Annotated in this window: 28 protein-coding genes; all 28 read right to left on the minus strand. The window is 72.1% G+C overall.

The window, feature by feature from the left end; all coding sequences use genetic code 11:
* Window positions 1-58 precede the first annotated feature (58 nt).
* The 28 genes from ACWEQL_RS02025 to ACWEQL_RS02160 all read right to left on the minus strand — a co-directional run bounded on the left by ACWEQL_RS02025 (window position 59) and on the right by ACWEQL_RS02160 (window position 25720).
* Window positions 59-1024: a LysM peptidoglycan-binding domain-containing protein gene (locus ACWEQL_RS02025; protein WP_452148187.1), complete on the minus strand. Its 966-nt coding sequence runs from the start codon at window positions 1022-1024 to the stop codon at window positions 59-61.
* 126 nt (window positions 1025-1150) lie between these two features.
* Window positions 1151-1693, minus strand: a complete 543-nt coding sequence (locus tag ACWEQL_RS02030; RefSeq protein WP_452148188.1) for a hypothetical protein — start codon at window positions 1691-1693, stop codon at window positions 1151-1153.
* Window positions 1694-1904: 211 nt separating this feature from the next.
* Window positions 1905-2972 carry a hypothetical protein gene (locus tag ACWEQL_RS02035; RefSeq protein WP_452148189.1) on the minus strand — a complete coding sequence of 356 codons (1068 nt, stop codon included), beginning with the start codon at window positions 2970-2972 and terminating at the stop codon, window positions 1905-1907.
* Between the two features lie 105 nt (window positions 2973-3077).
* Window positions 3078-3662 carry a hypothetical protein gene (locus tag ACWEQL_RS02040; protein WP_452148190.1) on the minus strand — a complete coding sequence of 195 codons (585 nt, stop codon included), beginning with the start codon at window positions 3660-3662 and terminating at the stop codon, window positions 3078-3080.
* Window positions 3663-3800: 138 nt separating this feature from the next.
* Complete coding sequence (locus ACWEQL_RS02045; RefSeq protein ID WP_452148191.1) at window positions 3801-3983, minus strand: hypothetical protein; 183 nt, start codon at window positions 3981-3983, stop codon at window positions 3801-3803.
* Window positions 3984-4061: 78 nt separating this feature from the next.
* Complete coding sequence (locus ACWEQL_RS02050; RefSeq protein ID WP_452148192.1) at window positions 4062-4526, minus strand: hypothetical protein; 465 nt, start codon at window positions 4524-4526, stop codon at window positions 4062-4064.
* A gap of 103 nt (window positions 4527-4629) precedes the next feature.
* On the minus strand, window positions 4630-5226 hold the full coding sequence (folE, locus tag ACWEQL_RS02055) for a GTP cyclohydrolase I (protein ID WP_452148193.1): 597 nt from the start codon (window positions 5224-5226) through the stop codon (window positions 4630-4632).
* Window positions 5223-5954 (minus strand): 7-carboxy-7-deazaguanine synthase QueE, encoded by a 732-nt coding sequence (locus ACWEQL_RS02060; RefSeq protein ID WP_452148194.1) that lies wholly within the window; start codon window positions 5952-5954, stop codon window positions 5223-5225. Before ACWEQL_RS02060 ends, folE begins: the two co-directional genes overlap by 4 nt.
* Entirely contained in the window at window positions 5951-6451 is a 501-nt protein-coding gene (locus ACWEQL_RS02065; protein WP_452148195.1) for a 6-pyruvoyl trahydropterin synthase family protein, read from the minus strand. Before ACWEQL_RS02065 ends, ACWEQL_RS02060 begins: the two co-directional genes overlap by 4 nt.
* Entirely contained in the window at window positions 6448-6819 is a 372-nt protein-coding gene (locus tag ACWEQL_RS02070) for a hypothetical protein (protein ID WP_452148196.1), read from the minus strand. The genes ACWEQL_RS02065 and ACWEQL_RS02070 overlap by 4 nt, the downstream gene beginning before the upstream one ends.
* Window positions 6816-7748, minus strand: coding sequence for a hypothetical protein (locus tag ACWEQL_RS02075; protein WP_452148197.1), 933 nt, complete (start codon window positions 7746-7748; stop codon window positions 6816-6818). Before ACWEQL_RS02075 ends, ACWEQL_RS02070 begins: the two co-directional genes overlap by 4 nt.
* A complete protein-coding gene (locus ACWEQL_RS02080; protein ID WP_452148198.1) occupies window positions 7745-8650 on the minus strand; it encodes a hypothetical protein in 906 nt (301 codons plus the stop codon). Before ACWEQL_RS02080 ends, ACWEQL_RS02075 begins: the two co-directional genes overlap by 4 nt.
* Window positions 8647-9471 (minus strand): hypothetical protein, encoded by an 825-nt coding sequence (locus ACWEQL_RS02085; protein WP_452148199.1) that lies wholly within the window; start codon window positions 9469-9471, stop codon window positions 8647-8649. Before ACWEQL_RS02085 ends, ACWEQL_RS02080 begins: the two co-directional genes overlap by 4 nt.
* A 508-nt stretch (window positions 9472-9979) precedes the next feature.
* On the minus strand, window positions 9980-11236 hold the full coding sequence (locus tag ACWEQL_RS02090; RefSeq protein WP_452148200.1) for a hypothetical protein: 1257 nt from the start codon (window positions 11234-11236) through the stop codon (window positions 9980-9982).
* Between the two features lie 83 nt (window positions 11237-11319).
* On the minus strand, window positions 11320-12576 hold the full coding sequence (locus tag ACWEQL_RS02095) for a recombinase RecT (protein ID WP_452148201.1): 1257 nt from the start codon (window positions 12574-12576) through the stop codon (window positions 11320-11322).
* Between the two features lie 304 nt (window positions 12577-12880).
* A complete protein-coding gene (locus tag ACWEQL_RS02100) occupies window positions 12881-13192 on the minus strand; it encodes a hypothetical protein (RefSeq protein ID WP_452148202.1) in 312 nt (103 codons plus the stop codon).
* A gap of 409 nt (window positions 13193-13601) precedes the next feature.
* Entirely contained in the window at window positions 13602-13835 is a 234-nt protein-coding gene (locus ACWEQL_RS02105) for a hypothetical protein (protein WP_431681242.1), read from the minus strand.
* Between the two features lie 14 nt (window positions 13836-13849).
* Window positions 13850-14008, minus strand: coding sequence for a hypothetical protein (locus ACWEQL_RS02110; protein WP_452148203.1), 159 nt, complete (start codon window positions 14006-14008; stop codon window positions 13850-13852).
* A complete protein-coding gene (locus ACWEQL_RS02115) occupies window positions 14005-14688 on the minus strand; it encodes a hypothetical protein (protein ID WP_452148204.1) in 684 nt (227 codons plus the stop codon). Before ACWEQL_RS02115 ends, ACWEQL_RS02110 begins: the two co-directional genes overlap by 4 nt.
* 17 nt (window positions 14689-14705) lie before the next feature.
* On the minus strand, window positions 14706-18146 hold the full coding sequence (locus ACWEQL_RS02120) for a hypothetical protein (RefSeq protein WP_452148205.1): 3441 nt from the start codon (window positions 18144-18146) through the stop codon (window positions 14706-14708).
* Between the two features lie 16 nt (window positions 18147-18162).
* Window positions 18163-18996: a hypothetical protein gene (locus ACWEQL_RS02125; protein WP_452148206.1), complete on the minus strand. Its 834-nt coding sequence runs from the start codon at window positions 18994-18996 to the stop codon at window positions 18163-18165.
* Window positions 18996-22709 carry a hypothetical protein gene (locus ACWEQL_RS02130; RefSeq protein WP_452148207.1) on the minus strand — a complete coding sequence of 1238 codons (3714 nt, stop codon included), beginning with the start codon at window positions 22707-22709 and terminating at the stop codon, window positions 18996-18998. Before ACWEQL_RS02130 ends, ACWEQL_RS02125 begins: the two co-directional genes overlap by 1 nt.
* The gene (locus ACWEQL_RS02135) at window positions 22699-22968 is read right to left on the minus strand and encodes a hypothetical protein (protein ID WP_452148208.1); all 270 of its coding nucleotides are present in this window, start codon (window positions 22966-22968) and stop codon (window positions 22699-22701) included. Before ACWEQL_RS02135 ends, ACWEQL_RS02130 begins: the two co-directional genes overlap by 11 nt.
* A 5-nt stretch (window positions 22969-22973) precedes the next feature.
* Complete coding sequence (locus ACWEQL_RS02140) at window positions 22974-23567, minus strand: hypothetical protein (RefSeq protein ID WP_452148209.1); 594 nt, start codon at window positions 23565-23567, stop codon at window positions 22974-22976.
* A gap of 176 nt (window positions 23568-23743) precedes the next feature.
* Window positions 23744-24118 (minus strand): hypothetical protein, encoded by a 375-nt coding sequence (locus ACWEQL_RS02145; RefSeq protein ID WP_452148210.1) that lies wholly within the window; start codon window positions 24116-24118, stop codon window positions 23744-23746.
* A gap of 210 nt (window positions 24119-24328) precedes the next feature.
* Complete coding sequence (locus ACWEQL_RS02150; protein ID WP_452148211.1) at window positions 24329-24895, minus strand: phage tail tube protein; 567 nt, start codon at window positions 24893-24895, stop codon at window positions 24329-24331.
* Between the two features lie 152 nt (window positions 24896-25047).
* Entirely contained in the window at window positions 25048-25476 is a 429-nt protein-coding gene (locus ACWEQL_RS02155) for a hypothetical protein (RefSeq protein WP_452148212.1), read from the minus strand.
* A complete protein-coding gene (locus ACWEQL_RS02160; protein WP_452148213.1) occupies window positions 25469-25720 on the minus strand; it encodes a hypothetical protein in 252 nt (83 codons plus the stop codon). Before ACWEQL_RS02160 ends, ACWEQL_RS02155 begins: the two co-directional genes overlap by 8 nt.
* Window positions 25721-25814 lie beyond the last annotated feature (94 nt).

Consider the following 25814-nt stretch of genomic DNA (forward strand, 5'->3'; position numbering starts at 1 on the left):
GTAACTCTGGGTGCGGGGTGGGCACTCAAAGCACCCACCCCACAGCCGAGTTGGAGACCTATCGCGCACGCAGGCCGTGAGCTGTCTGGTAGGCGTACAGCCACGTCACAGGCCCCGTCAGCCCGTCAGCCGGCCCAAGATCGTCGATGTAGTGCCCCTGGAGCGCGGCCACCTTCTCCAGGTCCAGCGGCTCCATGTCCTCGCTCGGCCCGACCCGGTACGCCGGCCCCCAGTCGCCGGCCTGGAGCCAGGTCTGCAGCTGCTTGGCGTAGGGGCTGTGCGCACCCAGGACGAAGAACTGGCGGCCCGGGAACGGCGGGGCCGGGATCTGGAGCTGCTGGCCCACCTGGATCAGGTCGGGGTCGGAGATGCCGTTGAGGGTGACGAGCTGCGTCACGCTGGTCTCGAAGCGGCCGGCGAGGGTGCTGAGGGTGTCGCCCGGCTGCACCGTGTAGATGCCGGCGCCGTCGCCGGAGGGCTGCGGCACCGTCCCACCGCCGCCTCCGCCGCCCGCGGGCCTGGGCGCGCCCTGCTGGATCCACGCGTACAGGTCGTCGCCGGGGCAGTCCGTGGCGTAGCCGTCCCGGTGACCCCGGACCTCGCCGCCGGCGCCGCCCTCGCTTCGGCAGTACTCGATGGCATCGACCAGGCCGTCCAGCATCTCGCCGGTCGGCGAGGTGATACCGGAGGTGCCGACCATGGCGCACACCGCGTAGTGGCCCGCGTTGAGTGCCGAGTTGCCGTTCGCCCCGTTCCGGCGACCGAGCCCGCGTCCCTCGTGGACGTAGCCGTGCGGGCAGACGACGAACGAGTACGCGATGTCGATCCAGCCCTCCGAGGTGTTCGCCATGTGCGAGGCCTGGATCGCGCGGACGTGGCCGGCGCACCGGCCGTGGTCGCCCAGCAGGGCGTCCGGGACCGGGGAGCCCTCGTAGTGGATCTTCACGCCCCGGGTGGAGCTGATGCGCGTGTAGGAGCCGGTGGGGTCGGCTGCGCCCCACTCGGAGCGGGAGACGAGCTTCATCGGCCCGCCTCCCGCCCGTACGCGGCCCGACAGTGGCTCTTCTGGTTGGTCGGCACGGTGTCCTCCCAGGTGGGGTGGTTGATGTGCCGGGGAAGCTATGCCGGGGCCGTCGTTAAGGTCGCGCCGTCAGCTGCCGGACTTCTCGACCAACACGCCGTCCTCGTAGACGAATCGGCGCGTCCGCTCGTAGTCGGCGAGCAGGAAGACGGGCACCAGGCCGCCGCCCTCGGCGGGCATCAGCCCGGCGCCGAAGCTGCCGGCCAGGACCATCACCCACTCCTGGGGCTTGGCCTCGGAGAACCCCTCGGGCACCGCGGTTCCCTCGGGGATCCGGCGCTCGGTGGCGCGGCGGGCGTGCTGGCGGGCGATGTGCGGGCACAGCCGCAGGGCGGCTTCCGCGCACTCCTCGTGCATCGGCGGGTCGCAGTAGCCGCCCGCCTCGGCCGACTTGGGCCCGCCGAGGAACGCGGCGAGTCCCGACATCGGGCGTGTGCACAGCGAGCATCGGCCTGCGACGGCCAGCTTGATCGCGGCCTGGCCGTTGATCGACAGGAAGTCGGCGGTGCCGTCGGGCCGCTCGTTGACGGCGGGGATCGGTAGGCCGCGCCGCTGGTCGATCGGGCGGGCGGCAAGGCCCGGCGGCAGCTCGGGCATGGTGGGCTTCGTCATGGTCTCCTCCAAGGCGCCCCCGTCGCGTGGGGGCTGGCAACTGGTGGGCCTCACCCGCGCCGGCTCCCTGCGTCCGAGGTCCGGGCCGGGGCGGACCCGCCCCGGCCCTGCGGGCGCCGGGCCTCTCTCTAGGGGGTCTGGGGTGCGCAAGGGCCCGGCGCGGGCGGGCCCTTGCCACCTTCCCCACCACCGCCCGGCGGGGACAACAGGCTCAGCGCACCGGTCGCACGATGCCGTCCGGGGCTGCGCCGTCGCCATCCAGGAGGTCTTGCGACACCCAGTACGGGGCCACCAGGACCGAGTCCGCGACGGTCCGGCCCGGGCCCTTCCACACGGTCTTCTGGTGCCCGCCCCGCTGGTGCGGGTACTGCCTCCTACCGGACGCCCCGGCGGCCGCATGGGAACCGCTGCGCCGCGTCTCCTGGGCGCGCAACCGCGCGGCCTTGAGCATCGGGCCGAGCCGCCAGCCGACCCGCAGGAACGTCTCCCGCGGCTTGCGCTGCCTGCCGCGTTTGGCGACCTTGCTGCGAGGAGCAGGCGGGAGCGCGATCTCTGCCTTCGAGGAGCACAGGTACACGGCGATCTGCAGAACGCGGGTGACGACGTCGCGGTGACCGTCCGTCGGCTCGTCGAGGCCAGCCTTCCGAGCGAGGCGGCCTGCGAGATCCCCGGCGGTGAACCGCGCGCCGGCCTCGACCGGGATCGTGCAGTGGATGTACTCGAGCGGCGCGACACGGGCTCCATCCGGGGGCGGCAGCGGCGTGCCGTCCTCCGCGAGCGGCTCGGCGATCGCGATCACTGCGATCTCCCCCATGCGTCCGTCGGAGGTCAGGCACAGGAGCCGATCGCCGCTCAGCCGCCCGCAGAAGAAGATCGCGAGCAAACGGCCATGCCCGCCCGCAGTCAGCGTGATGATCGGCGGCTGCGCGAAGACCACGGCCGGGTTCGGGTGCCGCAGGTTGCGGAACAGCTCCCCGGGCAGCTGGCCGACGCTGTACGACCACAGCTCCGACACCATGTCGGGGTGCATCGCGTAGACATTCTTCGCGCGGCCCCACAGCCTCCAGGTCGCTCCGAGCGTCGTCATCTGCCGCACCTGGGCCAAGTTCAGGACGTCCTGCGGGAGGGCGCTCAGCAGCATCCCCCCGTTGATCGCGTGGTCCGGAAGGTCACCGAGGCCTGCCGCTCGCAGCACGCTGTCCGCCGACCGCATCTCACTCACCACCCGGTCGGCGACCTCGGCGGCCTGGCGCCCCAACTCGACGTCCTTGCTGGCCATGCGGGCTACTCCCATCCCCCCGGGCCCCTGCGGCCCGACTGCACCCACACTCACCAACCACAGCAAAACATGACAACATCCGTAGAAAGCACGATACTTGGGCAATCAGGACTCAGGACCCTCGATGAGCTCGGCGTCGACGACCTGCGCGTCCTCCTCCAGCTCCGCAGCGAACTCCCCGCGGATCTGAGCCAGCCGGGCAGCCAGCCGATCGATGCCCTCACCCACCCCACCCGGAGCCGGCAGCACCCCACCACCCGCGGGCGCCACCTCGATCCGGGCCTGCGCCGCGCGGCCGAACGACTCCGGCGCGAGGCACGCCAGGAGGAACTGCGCCGCCCGCCAGTCCGGCTGCGCGAAGTCCCGCTCCGTCTGAACCACCTGCTGGCCCGTCTCCGGGTCACGCACCATCCGGGTCCGCTCCCGCAGCACGTGCCCGCCCTGCGCCGCCTTCCGCACCAGCAGCACCAGCTGCGCCTTGCCCTCGCTACGCGCGCGCATGAACCTGTCGCGAAACTCGCGAAACTGCCGCTCCCCAGCCCTCGCCCGCTGGCCGGCCTCGATGCGCTGCTGCTCCTGCTCCCCCCGCTCCAGCCACCGGTACACCGTGCTGGCATGCACGCCGGCCATCGGCGCTGCATCGCTCACCGGCACGCCGGCGCGCACCGCGTCCAGCAGCCTCTTCTCCACCTCCGGTTCGAGGGCTGGGCGTCGGCCGCGGCGGCCAGGGCGAGGGGTATCCACAGTGGGGACGGTACGTCGAACAGCAGGTCAAGGGCGCTCCGACGACCGCCCCGCCACACCCTCGGGGCGGTCGTCCGGCAGCTGTCAGGCGGGAGCGTCCGAGCGGGCGGCCCGACGTTCCTGGAGCCGCCTCCGGGTCTGATCGAGGTTGGGGCGCACCCAGGCGTGCCAACCTGCCTGCTCGGTCCACTGCCGGGCATGCCCGCGCTCGGGGAGGCCGCAGTGGGCGCAGCCACCCAGGGCGGCAGGCGAGAGTTCGGTGCTCATGGCTTCCTCAGGGTCGGGTAGTCCGGACATGGCTGCGCCCGGTACCCCGTCGGGGCACCGGGCGCAGCTGCGGGGCTTCTACTCCCAGCCGAGGGTGTAGACGAACTCGTCGTACGCGTAGCCCGTCGCGCCGCTGGCCATCGGCGGCAGGGTGACCACGGCCGCCGGGTCGCCGTTCTCGTCCATCGTCAGGTCCTCCACCGGCCAGCCGAGGGTGGTCTGCCGGGGGCCGTCCTCGGTCTCCCACACCGTGACCACCAAGGCGTCGTCCGGCAGGTCCACGAGCCGCCCCCACAGCATGGAAGAGCTCATGACGTCCTCGACGGCGTTCACCTGCGGCAGGCCGACCACGCAGACCCGGCGGCCGGTCTCGTCGCGGACATGGGCCTGGACCGGCCAGCCGACGACGGCCCAGCCGGACCCGTCGTCGGTCGCGCGCTCGGCGACGACCAGGGCGTCGGCCGGCATCTCCAGGAGCCTGGCTCGGAGGGTCGAGACGCGCAGGACGCCTGCGGGCACCTCAAGGGGGACAGTCAGCAACATCGTTGGTCTCCTTGACCGGTAGGCGGCCGGGATTCGCGGTCCCGACCTGGCTCTGCCATCCTCCACTGACATCGCGCGCCTTGGGCACAACTGCTGCGCCCTGTCAGGACGGTGACGGCATCAGGGCGAGAACCTCAGCGCGACGGGCCACGTCGGTGTCCAGCAGCCCGGTGAAGTGGGTGGTGACCATGGCCGCGTCGTGCGCCCGGGCTCCGCGCAGAGTCATGCAGGCGTGCTGGGAGCGGATCAGGCACGCTGCGCCCTGGACGTCCAGGTGGGAGTCGAGGGCTTCCACCACCTGCCGGCCGAGGCGCTCTTGGACCTGCGGGCGGGCGGCGTACTCCTGGGCGAGGCGGGCCAGCTTTGACAGGCCCACGATCCGGGCGCCGGGCTTGGGCAGGTAGGCGACCGTCGCGCGCCCGGGGAACGGCAGGACGTGGTGCTCGCACAGCGCCACGAACGGCACGTGGACGGCGGCGATGATGCCGGGCCGCTCGTCCTCGGGCGGGAAGGTCACCTTCAGGTGCCGGGCCGGGTCGAGGTGGACGCCGCTGGTCAGCTCGGCGAGGGCCTTCGCCATGCGGCGAGGCGTGTCGGCGGTGGACTCGCTGTCGCACGGGATGCCGAGGGCGACGAGCAGGCCGGCGGCGTGATCGGTGGCAGCGTCCAGGTCGATGCCGTCGGGAAGGGTGGTGGTCATCGGTTGCGCTCTCCAGGCCACAGCAGCATGTGCTGCCGCATCGACAGATTCCAGTTCTGGCCGATCACGTGCTCGGCCAGGGAGCGCGCCACGTCGATGGTGCGCTCGGCGGTGGTGCCTTCCGGCATCACCCACACGGCGTGCGGGGGGATGTGGAACCGCTCGACCAGGGCGGCGATCTCCTCGAGGTCGTCGGGGCCGGTGGCGACGAACTTGAAGCGGGCCCGGTCGCGGTGGGAGAGCTCCGCGAACGCCGCCAGCGCCTCGGGGACGATCCGCCGGTCCTCGTCGTCGCCGGCGTTGGCCAGCTTCGGGCTGACGTTGAAGGTCAGCCGCGGCACGCCGAGGGTGACCGGCTGGGGCGCGAGGGTGCCGTTGGTCTCGACCTCGACCCGGCGAGTGGTGTGGCGCAGCACCGCCATCCACGACCGCCAGCCGTCGGTCTTCTGGTGCAGCAGGGTCTCTCCGCCGGTGATGACGACGAGGGCGTGCGGGTGCGCGGCGGCCCACTCGGCGAGGTCGACGACCGGGACGCGGGTGATCTCCTTGCGCAGGTCGAACCGCTTGGCGTCCCACGAGTAGGGGGTGTCGCACCAGGTGCAGCGGAGGTTGCAGCCGCCGAGCCGGATGAACAGGGCGAGCCGCCCGGCGGACGGCCCTTCTCCCTGCACGGTGGGGCCGAACGTCTCCACCACGGGCAGACTGGCCGGCAGGACGAGTGCGCTCACGGCTGCGCCGCCGTCCACGAGGCGGCGTTGACCGCGGTCTCGGACACGCGCACGTGGGAGACGACGGCGCCGGCGGCCCTGGGCAGGGTGTGAAGGGCGTCGGTGGCGACCCGGCTCAGGAGCTCGGCGACAGCTTCGACGCTCGGCCAGCCGAGGTCGGCGGCGTGCCGCTCCTGCTCGGTCGGGTCGTCCGCGCCGAACCGGAACAGCTTGCTGCCATGTCCGGCGAGGATGGGCGCGAGCGGGTCGGTGTGGCCGAGCATGGTGCCGTGGTCGAGGAACGTGTCGATCCACTCGCGCAGGGCCCGCTTGAACCCTCCGAACTCCACGACGGTGCCGGCCGCGAGGTTGGGCGAGGTGACGGTGATCTCGGCCCACCAGCTGTGGCCGTGCAGGTTCTCGCACTTCCCGGCGAGGTGCGGGAGGCGGTGGGCGGTCTCGAAGTTGTGCCGCACGGTGACGGCGTGGCGCACGGTGAGGGTGCTGGTGTCGCTCACTCCTGGTCCTCCTTGGGCAGACGGATGACGGCGCCGGCCTCGCCGTCCTCGGAGACGGCCACCTCGTCCAGGCGCAGGCCCATCGCGGTCAGGTGCTCGGTGAGGGTGCGGGCCAGGGCCTCGCACGAGGCGGGGCCGCACTCGCGGTCGCCGGGGCCCCACCAGGCGCGGATGTGGTCGGCGAGGTCGTGGAACTCGGTGTCGCGGTCGTCGTGGCCGACGTGGACGCTGGCGCGGATGTGGAACAGGTGGCGGTGCCGGGCGCGCAGGTAGGCGCGGTGCTCGGGAGCGGCCGGCCAGTGGTGGAAGCCCGGCAGCCGGACCTCCGCCCACACGGTCGCGGTCGCCGCGCCGGGGGTCGTGATCATGGTTTCTCCTTGTCGGTGATGGGCGGGTAGGACTGCTGGCCGAGCAGCTGCTCCCTGGTGGTCCGAGCGACGCTCCACACCGTGGTGGTGGCCTCGACGGTCTGTGCGCACATGAGGCAGCAGGCCGTGCGGCCTCGTGTCGGGTGTGCCGGCTGGTCGAGGTCGTAGCTGAACCCGCGGTCGATGACGCCGACCTTGCGCAGCAGGGCGGAGTCGACGCGGACGTCGGGCCAGCGCAGCGGGCCGAGCCAGGTGGAGGAGTCGCAGGAGTCCGGCGGTACGGCCAGGCACCACTCGTTGACGGTCAAGCCGAGCACGTGGACCCACAGGTCGGGGTACTGGCGGTGCCGCTCCCACAGGGTGTGCAGGAGCCTCAGCCGCACCGGGGTGGGGGCTTGGACGACGTTGCCGAAGCAGATCCGGTCGTACTGCTGCGCCAGCTCGTCGAAGTAGTCCCAGCCGTCCACCAGAGGGTGGTAGACCGGGATCGGGGCGAGCCCTTCGCCCTCCAGCCGGCCTCGGGTGTGGATCTTGTTGTCCCGGCCGCCCTGGTCCAGCTCGATGTAGCCCCACAGCCGGTCGCCGTGGCGCTGCACCAGCTCGACGTACCGGGTGTACAGCTCCTCGAAGCCGTCGATCTCCTCGGGCGCCAGGCGCAGCGCTTCGTCCATCGTCACGCCGGGGTGGGCCCGCTTGTGCCGGTTGGTGAGCCAGAAGATGCCGCTGTCCAGCAGGACCTGGTGGCCGGCGTCCAGGATGGCCACCAGGCGGCGTTCGTGGCCGGCGGTCAGCAGGTCGTTGGTGGCGAGCAGGACGTGGCGGGGGTAGTGCTCGGAGTCGCCCGCGGCGAAGTAGATGTGCCGCTCGTCCTTGTCGAAGGCGCCGCCTCCGGTCTGCCGGATGGCGGGGGGAGGGGTGCGGGGGCTCATCGGAGCTTCTCTTCTCGGTCGAGGCGGGCAGGGGCCGGGCCGCCGGTCAGCTCCTCGAGGCGGTGCGCCGCGTGCTGCCAGCAACGGCCGAGCGCGGTGGCAGCGTCCGCGCAGATGCGCGCGGCGGCCTCGTAGGAGGCGGTGTCCCCCGGCGCGTACCGGAAGCCGGCGGGCAGGTCGCCGACGCGGCGCAGCAGGGCGGTCTCGATGCGCTGGTGGTTCCAGCGCAGCGGGGCAAGCCAGGAGGAGGAGTCGCAGGAGTCCGGCGCAAGCGGCAGGCACCACTCGTTGGCGGTCAGGCCGAGCGCGTGAATCCACAGGTGTGGATAACTGCGGCGCCGCTCCCACAAGGTGTGCAGGATGCGCAGCCTGACCGGGGCCGATGCCTGGACGACGTTGCCGACACAGATCCGGTCGTACTGCTGCGCCAGCTCGTCGAAGTAGTCCCAGCCGTCCACCAGCGGGTGGTAGACCGGGATCGGCGACAGGCCCAGGTCGTTGAGCGCGGCGCGCTGCGCCCGCTTGTGCACGAGGCCGCCCTGGTCCAGCTCGATGTACCCCCACAGCCAGTCCCCGTAGGTCCGGGCCAGGTAGACGTACCGGTCGCGCAGTTCCTCGAAGCCGTCGATGCTCTCGGGTGGCAGCGCGAGGGCCTCGTCCATCGACACCCCGTGCGCGCGCCGGTGCCGGTTGGTCAGCCAGAAGATCCCGCTGTCGAGGAGCACCCGCATCCCGGCGTCCAGGAGGCCGCGCAGCCGCTGCTCCTCGGCGTCGCCCATCAGCTCGTTGACCGCGGTCAGGACGTACGGGCCGGCGTTGTACTCCCCTCCGCCGGCGGTGAAGTAGATCGGCCCCTCATGCGGGTCGAAAGTCCCCCCGGCGGTCGGCAGGATCGCCGTCACGACTCGTCTTCCACGAGCACGGGCGCCTGCCCGCTGATCCGCGCCCACTTGTCGAGGAGGTGGCCCGCCAGGTAGCGCTCCGGCTGGACCATGACCAGCCGGCGGCCCATCGCGCGGTCGGCGAACGGGGCGAGCGGGGTGGGGTAAGGAAGGAACAGGCTGTCGTCGATGAGCAGCGGCGACCAGCGCGGCCATCCGTCGAAGACCTCGGCGACCACGAGGCGGTGATCCCCCAGCTCCCAGACCTGGCCCTTCTCGACCTGGTGCTCCGGCTCGCCGACGGTCACGCCGGCCAGAGCCAGCAGGTCGCCGCGGGTGGGCTGGTCGGGCTCGTCGTCCGCCTCTTCGGTGTCCCCGTCGGCGTCAACACCGGCGGCTTCGCCCGAGTCGAGGTCGGCGAGGAGAGCATCGAGCTGTCCGTGGTCGAACCCGGTCGCGGCGAAAAGGTCGGTGTCCACCGCTTCCAGACTCGACAGCATGGCGGCCAGGCCGGCTTCGTCCCATCCTCCGCGCGTGGTCAGGTGGTTGGAGGCGATGAGGTATGCCTCGGCGTGGGCGTCGTCGCGCGAGGCCCAGCCCCGCACTACCGGGACCGTCCATCCGCCGTCCTCGGTGACGACCACGCCTTCCGGCGCATCCTTCCCGGCGTCCCGGCGGCGCGCCAGGGTCTCGTAGCGGCCGTGGCCGGCCACCAGGCGCGCGGTGCGCTCATCCAGGAGACCGGGCTCGGTGAAGTCGAACTGCTCGACGGACAGGTCCAGCCCGCCGTCGTCGTGACCTTTCGGGTTCCGCGCGGCGGGCTGGATGTCGTCCAGCGGCATGTAGTCGATGTAGCGGGGGGCAACCATGAGCGGGGAACCTAGGCGGCCTCCCCCGTTAGGTCGCGTCGACCTAACTGCCCAACGGCTGGTGAGGGTTCAGCTCTCCACGGCAGGGCTCGGAGGCTGGGCTCCCTGCTCGCTGCGAGGGAGGCGGGCCCGGGTGGGGCCCTGCCGGCTGAACGGGTCGCCGTAGGCCGCAACGAGCGAGTCGTAGATCGGCGTGCCGGCCTCGCGCGTGCCGCCGATCGTTGCCACAGGCGCCGCAACCGGGACGGCGGGCGCCCCGGACGGCAGGACAGGACGGGAGGCGAACCAGGCGGAGGCGGACGAGTCAGCCGGAGACCCAGAGCTGGTCATGACGATGCAGATCCCTTCAACTCTCTTGATGACCATGGACGTTAGAAAGCTCGATGGGTGTGGTCGCGGCGAGCCTGGTGCCGGAGATGCGGCCCAGGCCCGCCACGGCCGTGCAGCGCGCCACCTGCGGCGCGTGCCGCGTTTGGCGGCCTTACGTGCTCTTACTGCCGCGCTTCGCGGCCCGGACGCGCCGTACCTCGTCGCGGCCGGCGGTCTGGACCCGCTTGGTCGGGTAGTCCAGCTCGTCGAGGGAGGGACGCTCACCGGGCGGGTTGTCCCAGAACGCCTCCAGCTGCCGCACGCGGGCCGTCAGGTCCGGCTCCGGGTCCTTGAGACGCCCGCCCGTCCGGACGTACTCGTACTCGCCGTAAGTGCCGTAGGGCACGCCCTGCAGCAGGGTCTTGGCGATGGACTGCTGCTTGTCGGCGTCGGACTTCGCGGCCCGGTGCCGGTCGTAGTCCGCCAACGCCCACTCGATGTCGGCTCGGTCCTCGATGAGCGTGTACGACTCCGGGGACCGGCCCGCCGAGGCGGCTTCCTGCATGTTCCAGCAGTGGATGCGGGCTGGGCAGTAGCGTCGGCAGATCGGGTCGTTGCTCGGGCCGGGACGGTCGCGTGGCAGCTCGGTGCCGAGGTCGAGGCCCGTGGCGATGGCGGTCAGCCTGGCCAGCGCGCGCTTGGCTGCGTTCTCGTCGTAGGGCCTCGCGAACTCCTCGTCGGCGCCGCTCTTGCGCTCGAAGTAGATGATCCGCACTTCCCGGACCAACTCGCCTGCCAGGACCAGGGCGAGGGCGTAGAGCTGCGCTTGGTCCCAGACCTCCTCGGCCGGGCCCTTCTCGCCGACCTGGGACCACTGCCAGTCTCCGGCGGTCTTGAAGTCGTACAGGATGCCGGTGATCGGGTCGTACTCGTCGTAGCGGCTCGGCCGGTCGAGTCCCGGCAGGGTGACGCGCTGCTCGTACAGCCGCCATGGGTAGAGTGCTCGGCGCCGTGCGGCAACGGAGTCGTGGATGAGGATCCCGGCGGTGGCCGCGCGCCGGTCGGTGGGCGCCGGGGTGTAGTCGGGGGGCGGGTTCTCCCGGTACCAGATGGCCCTGCGGCAGGACGTGGTGTCGGAGGCCCCGATCGACCAGTGCCCTTTCGGCCGGGGAGCACGGCGGCTACGCCGGCGTGTGCGGTCGTACTCGGCAAGGTCCTGTCCGAGGCTGCGCCCGGTGCCGGCCTGGGCGCGTTCCCGCAGGAGGTCGGCCGGATCGCGGCGGTACCTTCCGCATGCGGTGGGGGCGTGGCCGCCCGAGCGTTTCGTACCCCGGTGGACATGGCGAGGGGCGCCGCAGCGGCAGGGCAGCATGTGGGGGCCGATGGTGGTGGCGGCGGCTGCGAGTTCGCGGGCACGCTGGATGAGCAAGGGGTCCAAGGTGAGTCCCGAAGGTGGGCAGGCCGGCCAGCCGCGCGAGGGCGGCTGGCTGGCCTGCGGGTAGGTGGTGGCGCTCAGGCCTGATCGGCGGCGCGGCGACCCCACGCGCGGTGGTCGGGGTTCTGGCGGACGAGCATGCCGCCGGCGGCGAGGTACTGCGCGGCGTCCTCGTTGTATGCGCGAAGTGCGGCGACGACGTGGTCTCGAAGCCCGTCGAGGAGCTGGCTCAGCTCTTCGGGTGTGGCCTCGGTGGTGTTCTTGCCGTTGGATTCGCGCCAGCGCCGGGTGACCTGAGTGACGTTCCTGCCGAGGGCGGCCGCGTAGGCGCGCAGCTCCGCGCGAAGCTCTTCGAATGTCGGTGGCCCGGCGGCGTCATCCTGCGACGGACTCGGCTGCTGGTCCCCATCCGGGTCGGTCTCGGGGTCGCGGTCCTCTGTTGTGCTCTCCACGACGGTGCCTCGGATGACCACCGGGCCGGGCTGGGACGACTCCGAGCGGGCAGCGCGTCGGCGGGCTGCTCCTTCTTCGCGGGCAAGCTCTCGCTGTTCGACGTCCGCTCGGCCCATCTCGTCGTGCTCGTAGATGCCGGTCAGCTCGCGGGGGAACGCGATACGCCACGCCTGGGCCTCGGCCACCTTGCCGATCATGTGGGTGCCCATCCCAGGCCATAGCCCGGAGAGGATCTTGTTCCCGGTCCTCTGCCCCTCGCCGTACGCGTCCCTGGTCCACTCGTCCTTGGTGACGGCGAACTCCTTGAACAGGGCGACGGCCTGAGAGACCGTCCGGTCGCCCGCAATGCTGTAGTGCTCGATGCGGCACATGGCGGCGGCCGGGTGCTCTTCCCCGAGCCAGACGTCGACCCACCGGCGGCGGTTGATGCCGTCCTCGCCCTCGACCCACCACTTCGGGTCGTCCTCGGGGCCGGTCCAGAACGGGCCCTGGCGGCGGATGAAGCGCTTGGTGCGCTGGCCGATGTGCCGGAACCCGTCGATGCCGGTCTGGGCGGTGTAGAACAGCTCCTCCTGCTTGCCCACCTTGCGCTTGCGCGCGATGTAGTAGATCTCGCGGCGGAACGGGTCCAGGCCTGTGCTCTTGCAGATGTGGAAGAACGCGACCTGCTCGTGGGTGGGTGCGTTCGCGAGTCCGATCGAGGCGAGGGCGGATCGCTGCGCCTTGGTCCAGAACCGCTGATCGGCGGTGATCTCCAGGACCTGGTCGGCGGTCTGGATCGCCATCTCGGCACGGTTGTCGTTCAGCGGCGTGAGCGGCTCGGGCGGGGCCGGCGCATCCTGCCGGGCGGCAGCAGGCTTGTCCTGCTGGGTAGTTGTCACCGTGAGGTGCCTTCCTTATCTCCGTGGCGGCACCGGGGTTCGCAGGCCCCGGTGTGGCTGCCTGCGTCTACCCTCCCGCTCCGGGGACGCCCGTGGGAACACCTCACCACGTGGCCAAATCGGCTGCGGAGACTGGAGATTAGGAAGAGCGGCCGCCGGGCCAGCGGGGTGCGAATCCCGCCCGGATTCTCGCGCTCCCCTGATAGGAGACAGCCCCGAAGGGTTGGTTGCCAGAGCACGAGGCCGGTCGGCCCGGCGGTCACATCTTCACTCTAGGGTACGGCCGGCGCCAGCCGAAGGCTGATCACCAACCGGAACGGCGGTCCGGGGCGGTCGCCCGCTCCAGTGCGCCGGCCCCGGCGTGCTGCCACAGGCCGTCGTAGAACGTCTTGGACGCCACGATGGCCAGGGCCACGGTGGTCAGTGCGGTCTGGGCGTGCGCGATGTCACCGCGGGCCAGCACGGTGACGACGCCGACGACGGCGGAGGCCACCGCGCCGACCACGGCGCGTACGGGCTTGGTCCACTGCGGCTGCTGGATGAGGGCGGTGGCCCAGGGGGTGACGGCGCCGAGCAGCAGGCCCCACGCCTCGGTGTCGTTCAGGATGTTCGTCACGGTCGCATCTCCCGGGTGCTGGTGGTGTGCTGGTCGGGTTTGGCGCTCATAGCGGCCAGGTCGCCACGAGGGCGATCGCGGAGACGGCCAGGTAGCCGCTGGTGAAGCGGTAGCGCTCCAGGAGGCCGGCTTGCGCGGCTACTCCCGGGGCGGTCGTTCGTCCCTTGACAGCGCGGCTGGCAGTCCGGCGAGGGTGAGGCCGGTGATGATCACGCTGGGGTCGGCTGGTGGCGTCCACACTTCCCGGACAATCACCGCCATCCCGAGCAGGAAAAGGATCAGGTCCCGGAGAGTCCGCCAACCGGTGATCTCGCGCCATCTGGTCCTCCATCCGTGCTGTCGGCCAGCGGGTGGCTGCTGGTCGTCCTGGTCCGGTTCCACAGCGGGGGACGGTAGGCCGGGCTGACCGTTAGGGTCGCGTCGAGGCGGCCTGGAGCTCGGCGATGGTGGCCTCGAGTTCGGCGATCCGCTGTGCCTGTTCGCTTTCGCGGACGGCCCGCGCGGCGTTCTCCTCCCGGGCGAGCGCAAGTTCCGCCTGCGTTTGGCCCCAGGCCTCGGCCATCTGGGCGCCGAGGCGTGCGATGTACTTGTCCGCTTCGACAGCGACGGGCGCGGTAGCGGGCTGCATGGTGTCTCCGATCATCGGGCCTGGCTGGGTTAGTCGACGGGGTGAGGTTCGTGGGTGCAGCGGGCGCCCTGCTCCCGCAGGTGTCGGACGCCGGCGCGCAGCAGGGCGGCCTCGGCCGGGGTGAGTCGGCGGCGGTCTGCTGTTCCGAGCAGGTGGTCGAGTTGGTCAGGGGTGGGCCGCTCGCTCATGCCATGCCGTCTCCGCTGTCGCTCCGGTGGGCGTCATCGCGCCGGGGCACGGCAGAGTCCCACATCGCGGTGGTGAAGGTCGCGGGGACGGTGGGAGGCGGGGAGGCGGTGCCTGGGGCAGCGCCGAGCTGCTGGCGTGCCTGCTCGACGAGGACGGTCTTGGCGGTGACACCGGCGGTGGTGATGCCGTGGTTGGCTCGGATCAGGTCCAGCGGGTCCGGGGCCGGCGCGGCCGCGGTGCGCTTGGCCGTGGTCGCAGCGGGCGAGACAACCTGGATGCGGGTCCGCTTGGTGTGGGCGATGCGCTCGAGGTGAGCAGCGCGTGCGGTGGCCCGGTCGGGGGCGTTGTGCAGGGTGATGGGCGCTTCGTCGCCGACCTGCAGGCCGTGCAGGGCTTGGGTGGAGGGCGCCGTGAAGCCCTTGGCGGCGGCCGGATCGCGCTCGCGGTGCTCGTTGGGGTCCGGGACGAATGGCTCGTGCAGAAGGATGTCGAGGATCTGGTTGATGCCGGCGGCGGTGGTGTGGTCGATGTCGTACTCGGCGGCCCGCCACTCCAGCGAGGAGGTCGGGAAGACGGTGAGGTGGTGTCCGCCGTCGGGCCGTTGCTGGCGCACCTGCCAGCACTCGGTGGGGCCGACTCGGACAACGCTCGCGTCTACGACTCGGTACTGCTCGGGCATGTGGGTCACTTCCTGTCTCAGATGCGGAACGCCCAGAAGCCCACGCTTCCGTCTGGGCTGCTGGATTCGAGGCCGATGGTGAAGCCGGTGCGGGAGGACGCGGTGACCTGCCACTTGCGGAGGGCGCGCGAGTCCCGGAGGGTCACGATCGGCACCATGTCGGAGTTCATGGTTGGGCCGAAGGCGAGTGCCATGGCGTTCCAGTTGTTCATCTGGACGGTGCCGGTGAACAGCCCTCGATCGGGCTCGGCGTACCAGTAGTTGGGCCAGGTGCCCTTGTACTGGAGGGCGGCGTTGTCGAGCCAGATCTCGCTGCTGGAGCCGTCGTCGTTCCGCCGGCCGAAGGTGGGCCCCCAGCTCTGGGCGGTCACGTAGCTGTGCAGCTTGTCTTCCAGGAGGTAGGTCAGCGCCGCTCCTTCGGTGGCGTTCATCCGCACTGCTCCGCCCCAGGGCATCTGGTTGTCCGTGCGGATGGTCTCCAGCGCGGAGACGTACTCGGTCAGGTAGAGGCGGTATGCCGCTGTCTGTCCGTTGGCGGGGAAGGTGCCGGAGTTCAGGCCGATGTAGGCGGCTCCGTTGTTGCCGCCGATGGCGTTGATGAAGGCGTAGTTGCTGCCGTCCGTCGGGAAGAAGCGGATCTCCGGCAGGCCGCCGCCGGGGTTGATCTCGATCCGCTGGCCGGTGACGCCGCTCGACAGGCCGCCCACGATCTTCACGGAGCCGTTGGCCGCGGCGATCGAGACGGTCTGGACGCCGTCGGCGTTCCAGGCTCCGATGCCTCCGGAGTTCAGTTCGACCCTCGCGCCGTTCTCGGCGGTCTTGATGCGGGCGGAGACTGTGACATCGGCCTTGAGCTGGCCGACCGTCAGCTTGCTGGCCGAGACGGTGCCGATGTTCGCGTCCTGGATCGTGGCGAGGGCGATCTTCGCGCCGACGATCGTCGCGTCGGCAATCTGGACGGCTCCGATGATGTTGGCCGGGAACTCCAGGGCCTCCAGCGTGAGCATGTCGATCTCGGTGACCGCGGCGGCGCCGCCGTCCACGTTGAGCAGCAGGTGCGGGCGGACGTACCGCACGTTGGGGTGGAGGCTGGTGGGCTTCTGCGGGTCGGGCTGGGTGGTCCAGAAGGGTCCTGCGGCGGGGCCGTAGCCCTTGAGGAAGCCGGTGAGGGTGATCCAGCCGCCTCCGGGCGCGAGGGGCGTGGCGTTGGCGGCGACGGTGAAGGGCAGGTCGACCGCGTTGGTGCCGGCGGTGTTGATCCGGGTGAGGCCGTCGGCGGCGATCCCGGTGAGGCCGGCGGTGATCTTGCAGGCGGTGCCGGCGGTCTGCCGGACGCGCACGGACATGCGGTACAGGACCGCCGGGTCGAGGAGCAGGTTCTCGGACCACTCCAGGCGCAGCACCTTGGAGGCGACGAGGGCGCGGGCGCCGGTGGGGGCGTCCGGCCGGGCGGCGGTACTCCACGTGGCGTCGGCATCGCCGGAGGTCTTCACCCACCGCGGTTCGTCGGAGGCGAAGCCGGTGAAGAAGGAGGTCTGGAGGCTGGCGCGCTCGACGTCCGCCCACTTTCCCGCGGTGAGGATCTTGTCGGCGAGGTCGGAGCCGATCACCATGTCCGGGATCGCGGAGACTTCGGCGGACGGGGCGGAGGCGTTGCCCGCCCGGTCCACGGCCCGGAACTTGAGGTAGTAGGTGGTGCCGTAGTTCAGGCCGGTGACCGGTGCGGCGGCCGCGCCGGTCAGCCGGTCGACCACGGTCGCGGCGGTGGGGGTGAAGCCGGCGGCGGTGGAGGCGTGGACCTCGAGGGCCGCGAAGTCGGCGGGCATCGTCTCGCCCTGGGCGCCGCGCCCGTCCCAGGTAGCGCGGATGCCGCCAATCAGCCGGGCGAGGACGGGCTTGGACGGGACGGGCGGCGGTGTGGTGTCGGTGGCGAGGATGATCTCCTCGGACAGCTGCCAGCCGGAGGAGTTCCCGGAGGCGTCGACGGTGCGCACGCGGGCCTGGACGCGCTGGCCGGCGGGCAGCTGGTCGTAGTGCGCGACGGTGCCGTTCACGGCCTGCTCGGGCGACCACTGCGGGGCCTGGCCGCCGATGGGCAGGCCGGGCAGCAGGTAGGAGACGTAGTAGTTCCCGGCGTCGTCGTACACGGTGCCGTCGGCGTTGTCGGTGACCTTCGGCCAGGACACGGCCAGGGCCGCCTGCTGCTGGCCTTCGGAGTCCAGGTAGGCCCACGAGCCGACCAGCACCGCGGCCGGCGCCTTGGGCGCCACCGTGTCGTTGCGGTCGCCGAGCGGCGGCAGCGGGGTGCGGGAGGCGGAGGCTGCGCCGTTGGTGAGCGCGTCCAGGCGGCGCTGGATGCGGATGCGCTGCTCCACGAAGACGTCGTTCAGCTCCAGGGAGCTGGTCGGCTGGCCGCCCTCGTCGTAGGTGGTGGCGATGGTCCGCACCCGCAGCGGCTCCAGGGTGGCCGGGTCGGTGCGCCGCTGGTCGTAGCGGATGTAGTCGCCGGGCTGGTAGGCGATGCCCGGGCGGTGCTGGGTGGCGGCCGGGTCGAGTTCGATGGTGAAGCCCTCGGCGGCCGAGGTCATGCCGCCGAGGGTGACGCGCGCCAGCTCGGCGAGGGTGGCGGCGTCGGTGATGCCACCACGCCCGTCGAACGCCTCGCGGCGGCCGAACCGGGCGGCCGCGGTCGCGTCGACGACCTCGGCCAGGGCACCCCCGTCGCCGGCGGCCAAGAGGTGCGAGCGGACGGTGCGGCGGGAGCGCTGCCGGGGCCCCTTGAGGACGTCCCGGCCCAGGTAGAGCACGATGCCGGGGTGGTCGGTGGCGCAGACCGTGTCGGGCACGTAGGCACGCAGCCGGTAGCCCTCCATCCGTACGTCGGCCCAGCCGGCGCCGGTGATGGCCTGCACGGTCTTGAGCAGGTCGCCGCCGGCGTCGTACTGGGCTGTGTAGGTGGTGGGCCAGGGCCGTCCGGCGCTGTCGGTGGCGGAGGTGAAGTCCCAGGTGACCTCGGGCAGCGCGCCGCGGGCCTGGGCGCGCTGCAGTTGGGTGGCGATGATGGCGCCGGGGCTGGCGTTGACGAACGGGAAGTGCGGGTCGAGGCCGATGACCGGCGCGCCGGGGGTGTGCCCGGCGGGGTAGATCAGGGCACGCTCCAGCAGGGCGAGGGATCCCCGGCAGCCGACTTGTACGGGGCGGGCCTCGCCGCCTCCGTCGGCCGGGTCGTCGCCGTCGTCCTCGAGCAGGTATCGCTCCGGCCGTTCGGTGCCGTCGATGACGAGTGCGATCCGCGGGTCGTCGCCGGACAGCAGCGCGGCGCCGGGGGCGTTGCGGGCGTAGGAGAAGGTGAGGGCTCCGGGCCCGTTGTGCTCGGACTGGACCTTCAGGTCGCTCGGGTAGGGCAGGAGCCCGAGCAGGGGCCCGCTCGGGCTGTAGACGCGCAGGTGGATGGCCACGGTGGTTGCTCCGGTGTCAGGTCAGGTAGGCGCGGCGGCCGGTGACGGTCAGCTGGGTGCCGGCGCCGGGGTTCGTGCCGGTCAGGCGCACGCTCGGCGGCATGCCGGGACGGCCAGGGGCCAGGCGCAGGAAGGCCGGTCCGGTGTTGGTCAGGCGCGCAGGGTCGGGGACGAGGCCGCCGGTGCCGGTCAGCTGCCAGGTGGCGGAGTCCACGGTGAGGGACTGGCCGGCGGCGATCTGCCCGGTGTAGGTGAAGGAGTCGCCGTTGCGGCCGGGCCCGTCGCTGGTGTCGGTAACGGTGGGCGCGGTGATCGGCCCGGTGATCCGGTAGGCGAGCTGCTCCATGGGGGCTGTGGCGTCCGTGAACGGATCAAGGTCGAGGTCTTGCGGCAGCGGGGAGCCGGGGGCGGTGGCCTCGAAGGCGATGTCGCCGGACTCCCAGTAGCCGGCGGGCACGTTGACCTCCACGCCGACCCGCATGCCGTTCTGGCCGAGCGGGGTGGGCGCGAGGGCGGACAGGACCTCGCCCTGGCAGCGGCGGAGCTGCCCGGCTGCGGTGTACCGCTCGAAGGTGAGCAGCCGGTGCGGCCTGGCGATGGCGCGCAGCAGGTCTTCCCACGCCTGTTCGACGGCCTGCCAGCCGCCCGCTCGCGGGGCCAGCCACAGGGCGAGGGTGAACTTGCCGGGGCCGTGGTGTTTGGGCCTCCACAGCTCGCCGATCCGGTTGGGCACGGTGGCGTTGGTGCCGACGACGGCCGGCGTCGTGACCAGCCCGTAGCGGTATTCCACGTCTCGCACGAGGCCGTCGGTGAGTTCGTAGCCGTCCACCAGCCAGCGTTCGCGGGCCATCAGGCGCTCTCCTTGTCGAACAGGCCGAAGCTCGCGAGGGCCCGCAGCCGGTTGTTGACGGTCTCGCCCGGGGTCTCCGGCAGCGGGTTGGTGATGTACTGCACGATCGCGCCGGGCGAGATGACGGTGCCGATGCGGTCGCCTTGGCCGCCGTCGGCGAGCTGCCCGCGGGCGGCGTTGAGGGCGCCGACGGCCGAGGTTCCGCCGAGACCTCGTACGGTCTGCGGGGTGAGGACGCCTTCGCCGGGGCTGAGCCGGGCCAGGGTGGAGTCCTGGCCCGGGGCGTACCCGGGGACGACGCCGCCGGTGGCATAGCCACGGACGAAGGCCAGCACGCCGTCCACGGCGCGGTTGACCATGCCGCGCATCATGTCGCCCCAGGCGTTGTCGGGCATCCAGTTGAACCAGCTGCGCAAGGGGTTGAGGGCCTTGGCCAGGGCGCCGGAGGCCCACCCGCGTAGCCGGTCCATCGCGCCGTCGACGAGGCCGCCGAGGAAGTAGCCCTGGACGGGCGCGCCAGCCTGCGCCAGCCGGCCGGCGCGGGCGGCGTCGTTGAGCGCGGTGATGCCGCCTTCACCGCCGAGCTGCCGCACGGCCTGCGGGATCAGCACGCCCTCACCTGGACTGAGCATCGCAGGCACGGTGTCGCGGCCGGGCGCGTACCCGGGCACGACACCGCCTCGCGCGAAGTTGACGGTGAAGCTCGGGAGCTTACCGAGGCCGAAGGCGTCGGCCAGGGAGTTCCACAGCCGGCGGATACCGCCGTCGTAGACGATGTTGACCCAGAACTTGATGGGCCAGCCGAAGACGGTCGTCAGGGTCGGCCAGATCCACTTGACGAAGTCAACGAGGCCCTGGAGGGCGGACCGCACTCCGGAGACCAGCCCCCCGATGGCGGCGTTCACGACGTTGCGGAACCACTCGGACCGTTCGTAGGCCGTGATGAAGGCGACGACCAGCGCCGCGATGGCGGTGATGATCAGCATCAGCGGATTCGCCGACAGCGCGAGCATGGCCACCCGGACCGCGGCGATCGCGTTCGAGACGGCCATCAGTCCGGCGGCGACACCGGCAATCGTCAGCAGCGCGGAGACGAACGGTCCCATGCCAGGGATCGACAGCAGGACCTGCACGGCCGCCGCGACGGCCTGGAGAACCAGCAGGAACCCGGACAGGGTGCTGCCCAGGCCCCCGAGTTCGGCGGCGATGTTCGCCACCGAGGTGATCAGGCTGAGCAGTTGGCCCCACAGCTGGCCGTTGCCGAGCGCCCCGGCCAGCTGGGTGACAGCGGGCAGGAACTCGGTGCGCAGCCGGGCGATCAGCGGGGCGAGCGCCGGGTTGTTCGTGAAGTTGAACCAGGCGACGGCGACGGCCGCGACCAGTCGCCCGATCTCCTGGACGACGGGGACGGTGTTGGCGAAGTACCCGGCCAGCTTGGCCTGGGTCTTGCCTTCGCCGGTCAGGGTACGGAAGCTCGCGGCGGCGGTGGACAGGGAGTTCAGCAGGGTCTGCCCGGCCGGGGCGGCGGCCTGGCCGATGTTGAACACACCGACGGCGATGTCCCGCAGGATGCCCCACAGCTGCGCGCCGGTGTCCCCGGCGCGCTGGAAGAACGCGCTGAGCTGCCCGCCGTCGCGGGCGGTCTGGACGAACGCGGCGGCGGTGGCCATGCCGCGCTCGGCGGCGCCGGCCAGCCGCTCCACCAGCGGCCCGGCTGCGACGGTGATGTTCCGCAGGATGTCGGCGGCGCTCAGGCCGGCGTTGGCCAGCATGCCAATGACCCGCGTGTTGGTGGCGGCCACCTGCGCCAGGTCCGCCCGCCAGGGGCCGGACGTGGCCAGCTCCGATGCCCGGATGGCGGCCTGGCCGAGGACCTGGCCGGTCTGGGAGATGGCGTTGTTGAAGATCGGCAGCAGCTGCAGGCTGCGACCGATGGCCTGCTCCAGCGGGGGAAGCAGTGCCTCCTGCGCGGAGTCGCGAAGCCCGCGCAGGGCCGGCTGGACGGTGCCCTGGAGGAAGCGGGCGAAGCGCTGCCCGGCCGGGGAGAGCTTGTCGAGGGCCGCAGCGGCGGCGTTGGCTGCCGAGCTGCTGCCCGCGAGGGCCTGCAACTGGTCGCGCAGTGCCCGCGCCACGTCCCGCTGCGCGTCCGCGACCTGTTCGGCGGAACGTTTCTGCTCGCGCTGCCCCTCGCGGACCGTGCGGTCCAGCTCGGTGTGCGCGTCCCGCACCTCGCGGACGGCCTCGACCCGGGCACGCGCCGCCTGCTGCTCGGCGTCCTGGACGCCCCGGACGGCGTCCTGCTCGGCTTCCTGAGCACGGGTCAGCTGCTCCTTCGCGGAGGTGACCTGATCGCTGCCCTCGACGCCTTCCTGGTTCGCCTTCTTGGCGTCCTCGGCGAGGCGCTGGTTGCGGGTACGAACGTCCTCGAGCTGGTTGACCGCCTCCTGGTAAGCGATCTGCGCTTCCCGCCGGTCCGTCTCCGACGCGAACGGCGAGGTGTTGACCTGGTTGAGGCGCGAGCGTGCCTCTTCCAGGCCCAGGAGGGCCTTCTGCTCCTCCAGCGGCCCACGGGCAAGGTCGCGGTTCAGGTCCTCCAGGGAGCGCTGCGCTTCCCGCCGGGCGTCGTTGAGGGCTTCCTGCGCCCGTGTGGTCGCCTGCTGGGCGCGGGTGACGGTCAGCTCGGCCTGGGCCAGCTGCCGGTCCGCCGCCGCGACCGCCGCGGCCGCCTGCTCCTGGACGTCGGCGAGCCGGCGCCGGGCCTGCGCGACCTGCTCGGCGCCGTTGATGGACTGCTCGTCTGCGTCCCGCTGCGCCGCTACGAGACGGCGCTGGGCGTCCGCGACCCGGTCGGCGGCGGCCTGGCGTGCCTGGGCGGCAGCAGTCGCCGATCCGGCAGCCTGGGTGTCGGCTTGCCCGAGGGCCTTCACGGCCGCGCCGATGCCGGAGAAGGCGGCCAGCACGGTGCCGGCTCCCTGCGCGGCGGCCGTCATGGCGCCGGGGAGTGCCCCGAGGAGTCCGACCGCGGGGGCGGCGGCGGAGCCCATGGCGAACAGGCCTGCGGCGGCCTGGGTGAGGGCCTGTCCGAGTGCGAGGGCACCGGAGGCCATCGCGGGCAGGCGCGCCAGCCCGGCGATGGCGGAGCCCAGGCCCTCGGCTGCCTGGGCCAGACCGCCTCCGGCGGCCCCTGCGCCGCCGGAGCTGGGGTTGAGAGGCACGTTGACGGGCCGCTCCGCCATCGTCCGGAACGCCGCCATGCGGGCGGACGCGGCCGCGGTGTCGACCTCGACCTTGACCTTGACGGACATGCCGGCGAGAGCGGCACGCACCTGGGACCGCAGGCTCGCCGCGTCCACGTCCACGGCGAGACGGACCCGCGTCGAGGCGGCCTCGGCGACGGCCCGCACACGTTCCTTGAGCCCGCCGTTGTCGAGGGCAGCGACGACCCGCAGATAGGCGACGCCACGCGTCGCCTCCCGGATCTTCGCGTTCAGGCCGTCGGTGTCCAGGTCGACGCCGACCTGGACCCGGGCCTTGGCCGCCTGCGCGGCGGCCTGGACTCGCTGCCGCACGCCGGTGGTGTCCGCGTCGACACGGACCCTGGCCTTGAGGTTGCGGGTCGCCGCATCGACGCGGGCTCGCGCGTCCTGCGCGAACCCGGACAGGTCCGCGACGACCTGGACCCGAAGACGGCCGGAGTCGATCTCATCCGCCACTGCGGACCGCCTTCCTGGTAGTGCCGCGCAGGACGGCGACTGCGCGGGCCATCTTGTCCGCGCCCGCGTCGTGGGTGTGGCTGGCCCGCAGATGGGCCGGGCGGGGAAGCTCAACCGGCTTCCGCAGGCGGCGCTCCGCCGCCAGTACCGAGATCAGCTCGACGGCCTGCGCGAGGAGTTCCTGCGTCAGGCCCCACCGGTCGGAGCCGACTTCGCCGGCGTCCCGGCGCAGCAGCGCCTCCGCCGGCAGACCGCGCATCAGGGTCAGGAGGCGGCGGGTACCGAGGAATCCAGGGTCACCGGGCCGTCGCCAGACACCGCAGGCATCGAGGTGGTAGAAGCGCTGGAGGTCGGCTTCGAGGTCGTCCCAGCGTTCGAAGGCGTCTCGGACGGCCCGATGAGTTCCCCCAGGCCGGCACCGCCGCCCATGTACTTCGACCAGGCGTAGCGCGCCAGTTCCACCACGTCGGAGTGGCTGGGCCGCTTGGCCATCAGCCGGCTGTAGCCGTCCGACCCGAGCAGCCGGCGGCCCATCTCCCCGAACGCGGCGATCAGGTCGGACGGAAGGCTGGGCTCGGAGCCGAGCACGTCCACGATCAGGCCGGCGGCCTCCGCCTGCTGCTCCCCCTTGGACTGCGCGGCCTCCACGAGCTTGCGCAGCAGCAGCGGCAGGTAGGGGATACCGACGAGCGGCTGCCACACCTCCAGGGGAAGTTCGGCAGGCAGGACGGCCACCTCGGCACCGCCGAAGATGACGGGCTCCTCCCCGACGGTGTACTCGGCCTTCGCGGCTCGCGCTTTGTCGGCGGCGGCGGCCAGGCGGCGCGCGCGGGCGGCGTCCAGATCGATCCCGGGCATCAGCGGCTCCTCGGTCTGTCGGGCGGTGATCGCGGCAGACGCTAGGAGCGCCCCGGGCTTAGCGTCGCCCCGAGGTGTCGGAGGGCACCGGCCGGGAGGCGGCCGGTAGACGCGGCGGGAGGGGCCACGGCTGACCGTGGCCCCTCCCTGGGTGGTGATCGGGCGGCTGAGGGCGGCTACGCGGCCGTCAGGGCCGCGTACTCGGTGCGCAGCCGCTCCAGCGCGGCCGCCAGCGCTTCGGAGTGCGTGGTGTACAGCCGCTCACGCCACTCGTCCCTCCCGGCCCACCCGTCGCTCTCCGAGCACCAGCGCCATCCCGGACCGCACGGGCCCCACTCGCACATGCACGACTCGGTGAAGAAGACCCTCACCCGCCTCCGGGCCCACGCCCGGATCCGTGTGCTGCCGGGAGCGATCGCCTCGACCCGACCGCCCGGGCGCTGCTGGACGCCGTACCAGCCCGGCGCCAGCTGCACCAGCGTGCCGTAACGGGTGCACTCGCCCTCTTCGTCTAGCCGGACGAACGTCCCTTCTGGATATGGCAGTTCCATGGTTCCTCCCCTTGTCTGCGATGGTCCGGCCAGCCTCTTTGCCGCTCGTGGGGTATGGGCACAGCGAAGCCCCGGCTGGTGGGCGGCCGGGGCTTCGCGGAAGCGGTCGGGCCCTCCCCGGGGGGTAGGGACGGCCGGACCGACAGGACCCACAGTAGGCGGCCCAGCGCGCTGTGGGCACAGCTGCAACTGGCCTACAGGACAAGCAGATCAGGCGGCAGGGGCGAATCCGGGATCGTCGGTGAGGTCGTACCACGGGTCGCCCACCGCACCGCCGACGACCTTGAGCTCCAGCGGGAGCGTGGACTCGGCGTCGTTGGGGAACTTCTGGTTCACCGACGCGACCTGCTCGCACAGGGGGATGATCCGCCGGTAGTGCTTGGAGCCGTCGATCAGCTCGACCACGGCCGCGAACTGGGTGCGGCCACCGACGGCCGGCGGCGCGTACCGGTAGAACGTCTTGCCGTTCTGGGTCACGCTCGTGACCGCCCCACCGCCGTACACAGCGGTGATGTTCGCGGCGTTCCACTCCTGAAGCTCGACCTTCACCGTGGCCGCGTCCTCGGTCTGGATGGTGCGCGCGGTGTACCGGAGCTGGTGGGACTTGATCTCCTCGAACTTCGGGTCGGTGTTCCACTCGAGCGACCCGGGCTTGAACAGGCCCACGTCCTTCCAGGCGGCCGCCAGGGCCACGATCGGATCGGCGGGCGCGGCCGTACCCGGCACCGCCAGGTACAGCCGCGCCATCTGGGCGACGAACATGCTCTCCGTAGGCACGGTCGATCTCTCCTTGGGGCGGACCGGTAGGACTGCGCGGACCGTAGGCCGCGCCCCGCCGTAGCGTCGCGCCGTCCCTGGCCGGGGCTCCGGCCGGTCATGGCGCCCCCGCGCGCGTAGGGCTGTCGCAGAACTCGCGGAAATGCCGGCAGTCAGCTGGCGGCCGGGTGGGCGGTCAGCGCCACGACGCCGACGTACCGGCCCTGGCCTGTTGGTTCGGGCAGCCATCCCCCGGTCGACAGGGCCTGCACGAACGTGACCACGGGTTGCCCGGGGAGGGGAGGGCGCGCAGTCAGCTGGTGCAGGGCCTTCACCGCGGTGGTGAACGCCAGTCGCAGGTCGGGCCGGGCTGTCGTACGGTCCAGGTCCCCCAGAGCCTCGACCTGGAGGTTGAACGTACCGAGCCAGCGCCATCCTGGAGCGGAGCCGCCCGGGATCTGGGTGATGCGGATACGCGGGTAGGGCGGGGCGTTGCGCGCCCCGACCCTGCCTGCGCCGCCGAGCACGGCTGTCAGCTCATGGTGGTTGGACAGCCAGTCCACCGCGAGCAGTTCGGCGTCGAGAGACGCGAGGTCACGCACTCGCCTTGCCCTCGGCCTTGTCCGCCGGCGGCTTCGGCGCGAGCTGCTTGCGGGCCGGCTCCGGCGCGAGCGCCTTCGCCACAGCCTGCGGATCCGACGGATCGACGCCGGCCACGTACCCGGCGGAGATCAGCTGCCGGGCCTCGTGGTGCGGCACGTCGATCTCGTCGCCCGGGGCCAGCTGCTCGTCTTCCCGGGTGAGGTGGTGGGCGAGGACGATCCGGATGCGGTCGGTGTCAGCCATGACGGCTCCTTCGTACGGGGATGGGGTGACCGGGCGAAGGAAACCAAGCCCGCGCGGCTACCGTCCCGCCGGGGCGTGCAAAGCCGCGTGCTGT

It is taken from the genome of Kitasatospora sp. NPDC004240, assembly GCF_053603215.1.

Coding starts and splice junctions, on each gene's coding strand:
- ACWEQL_RS02145 (WP_452148210.1), bottom strand. CDS start 24,118: ATGGAACTGCCATATCCAGAAGGGACGTTCGTCCGGCTAGACGAAGAG.
- ACWEQL_RS02050 (WP_452148192.1), bottom strand. CDS start 4,526: ATGTTGCTGACTGTCCCCCTTGAGGTGCCCGCAGGCGTCCTGCGCGTC.
- ACWEQL_RS02135 (WP_452148208.1), bottom strand. CDS start 22,968: ATGCGCGGTCTGCCGGCGGAGGCGCTGCTGCGCCGGGACGCCGGCGAA.
- ACWEQL_RS02035 (WP_452148189.1), bottom strand. CDS start 2,972: ATGGCCAGCAAGGACGTCGAGTTGGGGCGCCAGGCCGCCGAGGTCGCC.
- ACWEQL_RS02160 (WP_452148213.1), bottom strand. CDS start 25,720: ATGGCTGACACCGACCGCATCCGGATCGTCCTCGCCCACCACCTCACC.
- ACWEQL_RS02115 (WP_452148204.1), bottom strand. CDS start 14,688: ATGCCCGAGCAGTACCGAGTCGTAGACGCGAGCGTTGTCCGAGTCGGC.
- ACWEQL_RS02045 (WP_452148191.1), bottom strand. CDS start 3,983: ATGAGCACCGAACTCTCGCCTGCCGCCCTGGGTGGCTGCGCCCACTGC.
- ACWEQL_RS02030 (WP_452148188.1), bottom strand. CDS start 1,693: ATGACGAAGCCCACCATGCCCGAGCTGCCGCCGGGCCTTGCCGCCCGC.
- ACWEQL_RS02105 (WP_431681242.1), bottom strand. CDS start 13,835: ATGATCGGAGACACCATGCAGCCCGCTACCGCGCCCGTCGCTGTCGAA.
- ACWEQL_RS02075 (WP_452148197.1), bottom strand. CDS start 7,748: ATGAGCCCCCGCACCCCTCCCCCCGCCATCCGGCAGACCGGAGGCGGC.
- ACWEQL_RS02140 (WP_452148209.1), bottom strand. CDS start 23,567: ATGCCCGGGATCGATCTGGACGCCGCCCGCGCGCGCCGCCTGGCCGCC.
- folE (WP_452148193.1), bottom strand. CDS start 5,226: ATGACCACCACCCTTCCCGACGGCATCGACCTGGACGCTGCCACCGAT.
- ACWEQL_RS02110 (WP_452148203.1), bottom strand. CDS start 14,008: ATGAGCGAGCGGCCCACCCCTGACCAACTCGACCACCTGCTCGGAACA.
- ACWEQL_RS02025 (WP_452148187.1), bottom strand. CDS start 1,024: ATGAAGCTCGTCTCCCGCTCCGAGTGGGGCGCAGCCGACCCCACCGGC.
- ACWEQL_RS02085 (WP_452148199.1), bottom strand. CDS start 9,471: ATGCCGCTGGACGACATCCAGCCCGCCGCGCGGAACCCGAAAGGTCAC.
- ACWEQL_RS02070 (WP_452148196.1), bottom strand. CDS start 6,819: ATGATCACGACCCCCGGCGCGGCGACCGCGACCGTGTGGGCGGAGGTC.
- ACWEQL_RS02125 (WP_452148206.1), bottom strand. CDS start 18,996: ATGGCCCGCGAACGCTGGCTGGTGGACGGCTACGAACTCACCGACGGC.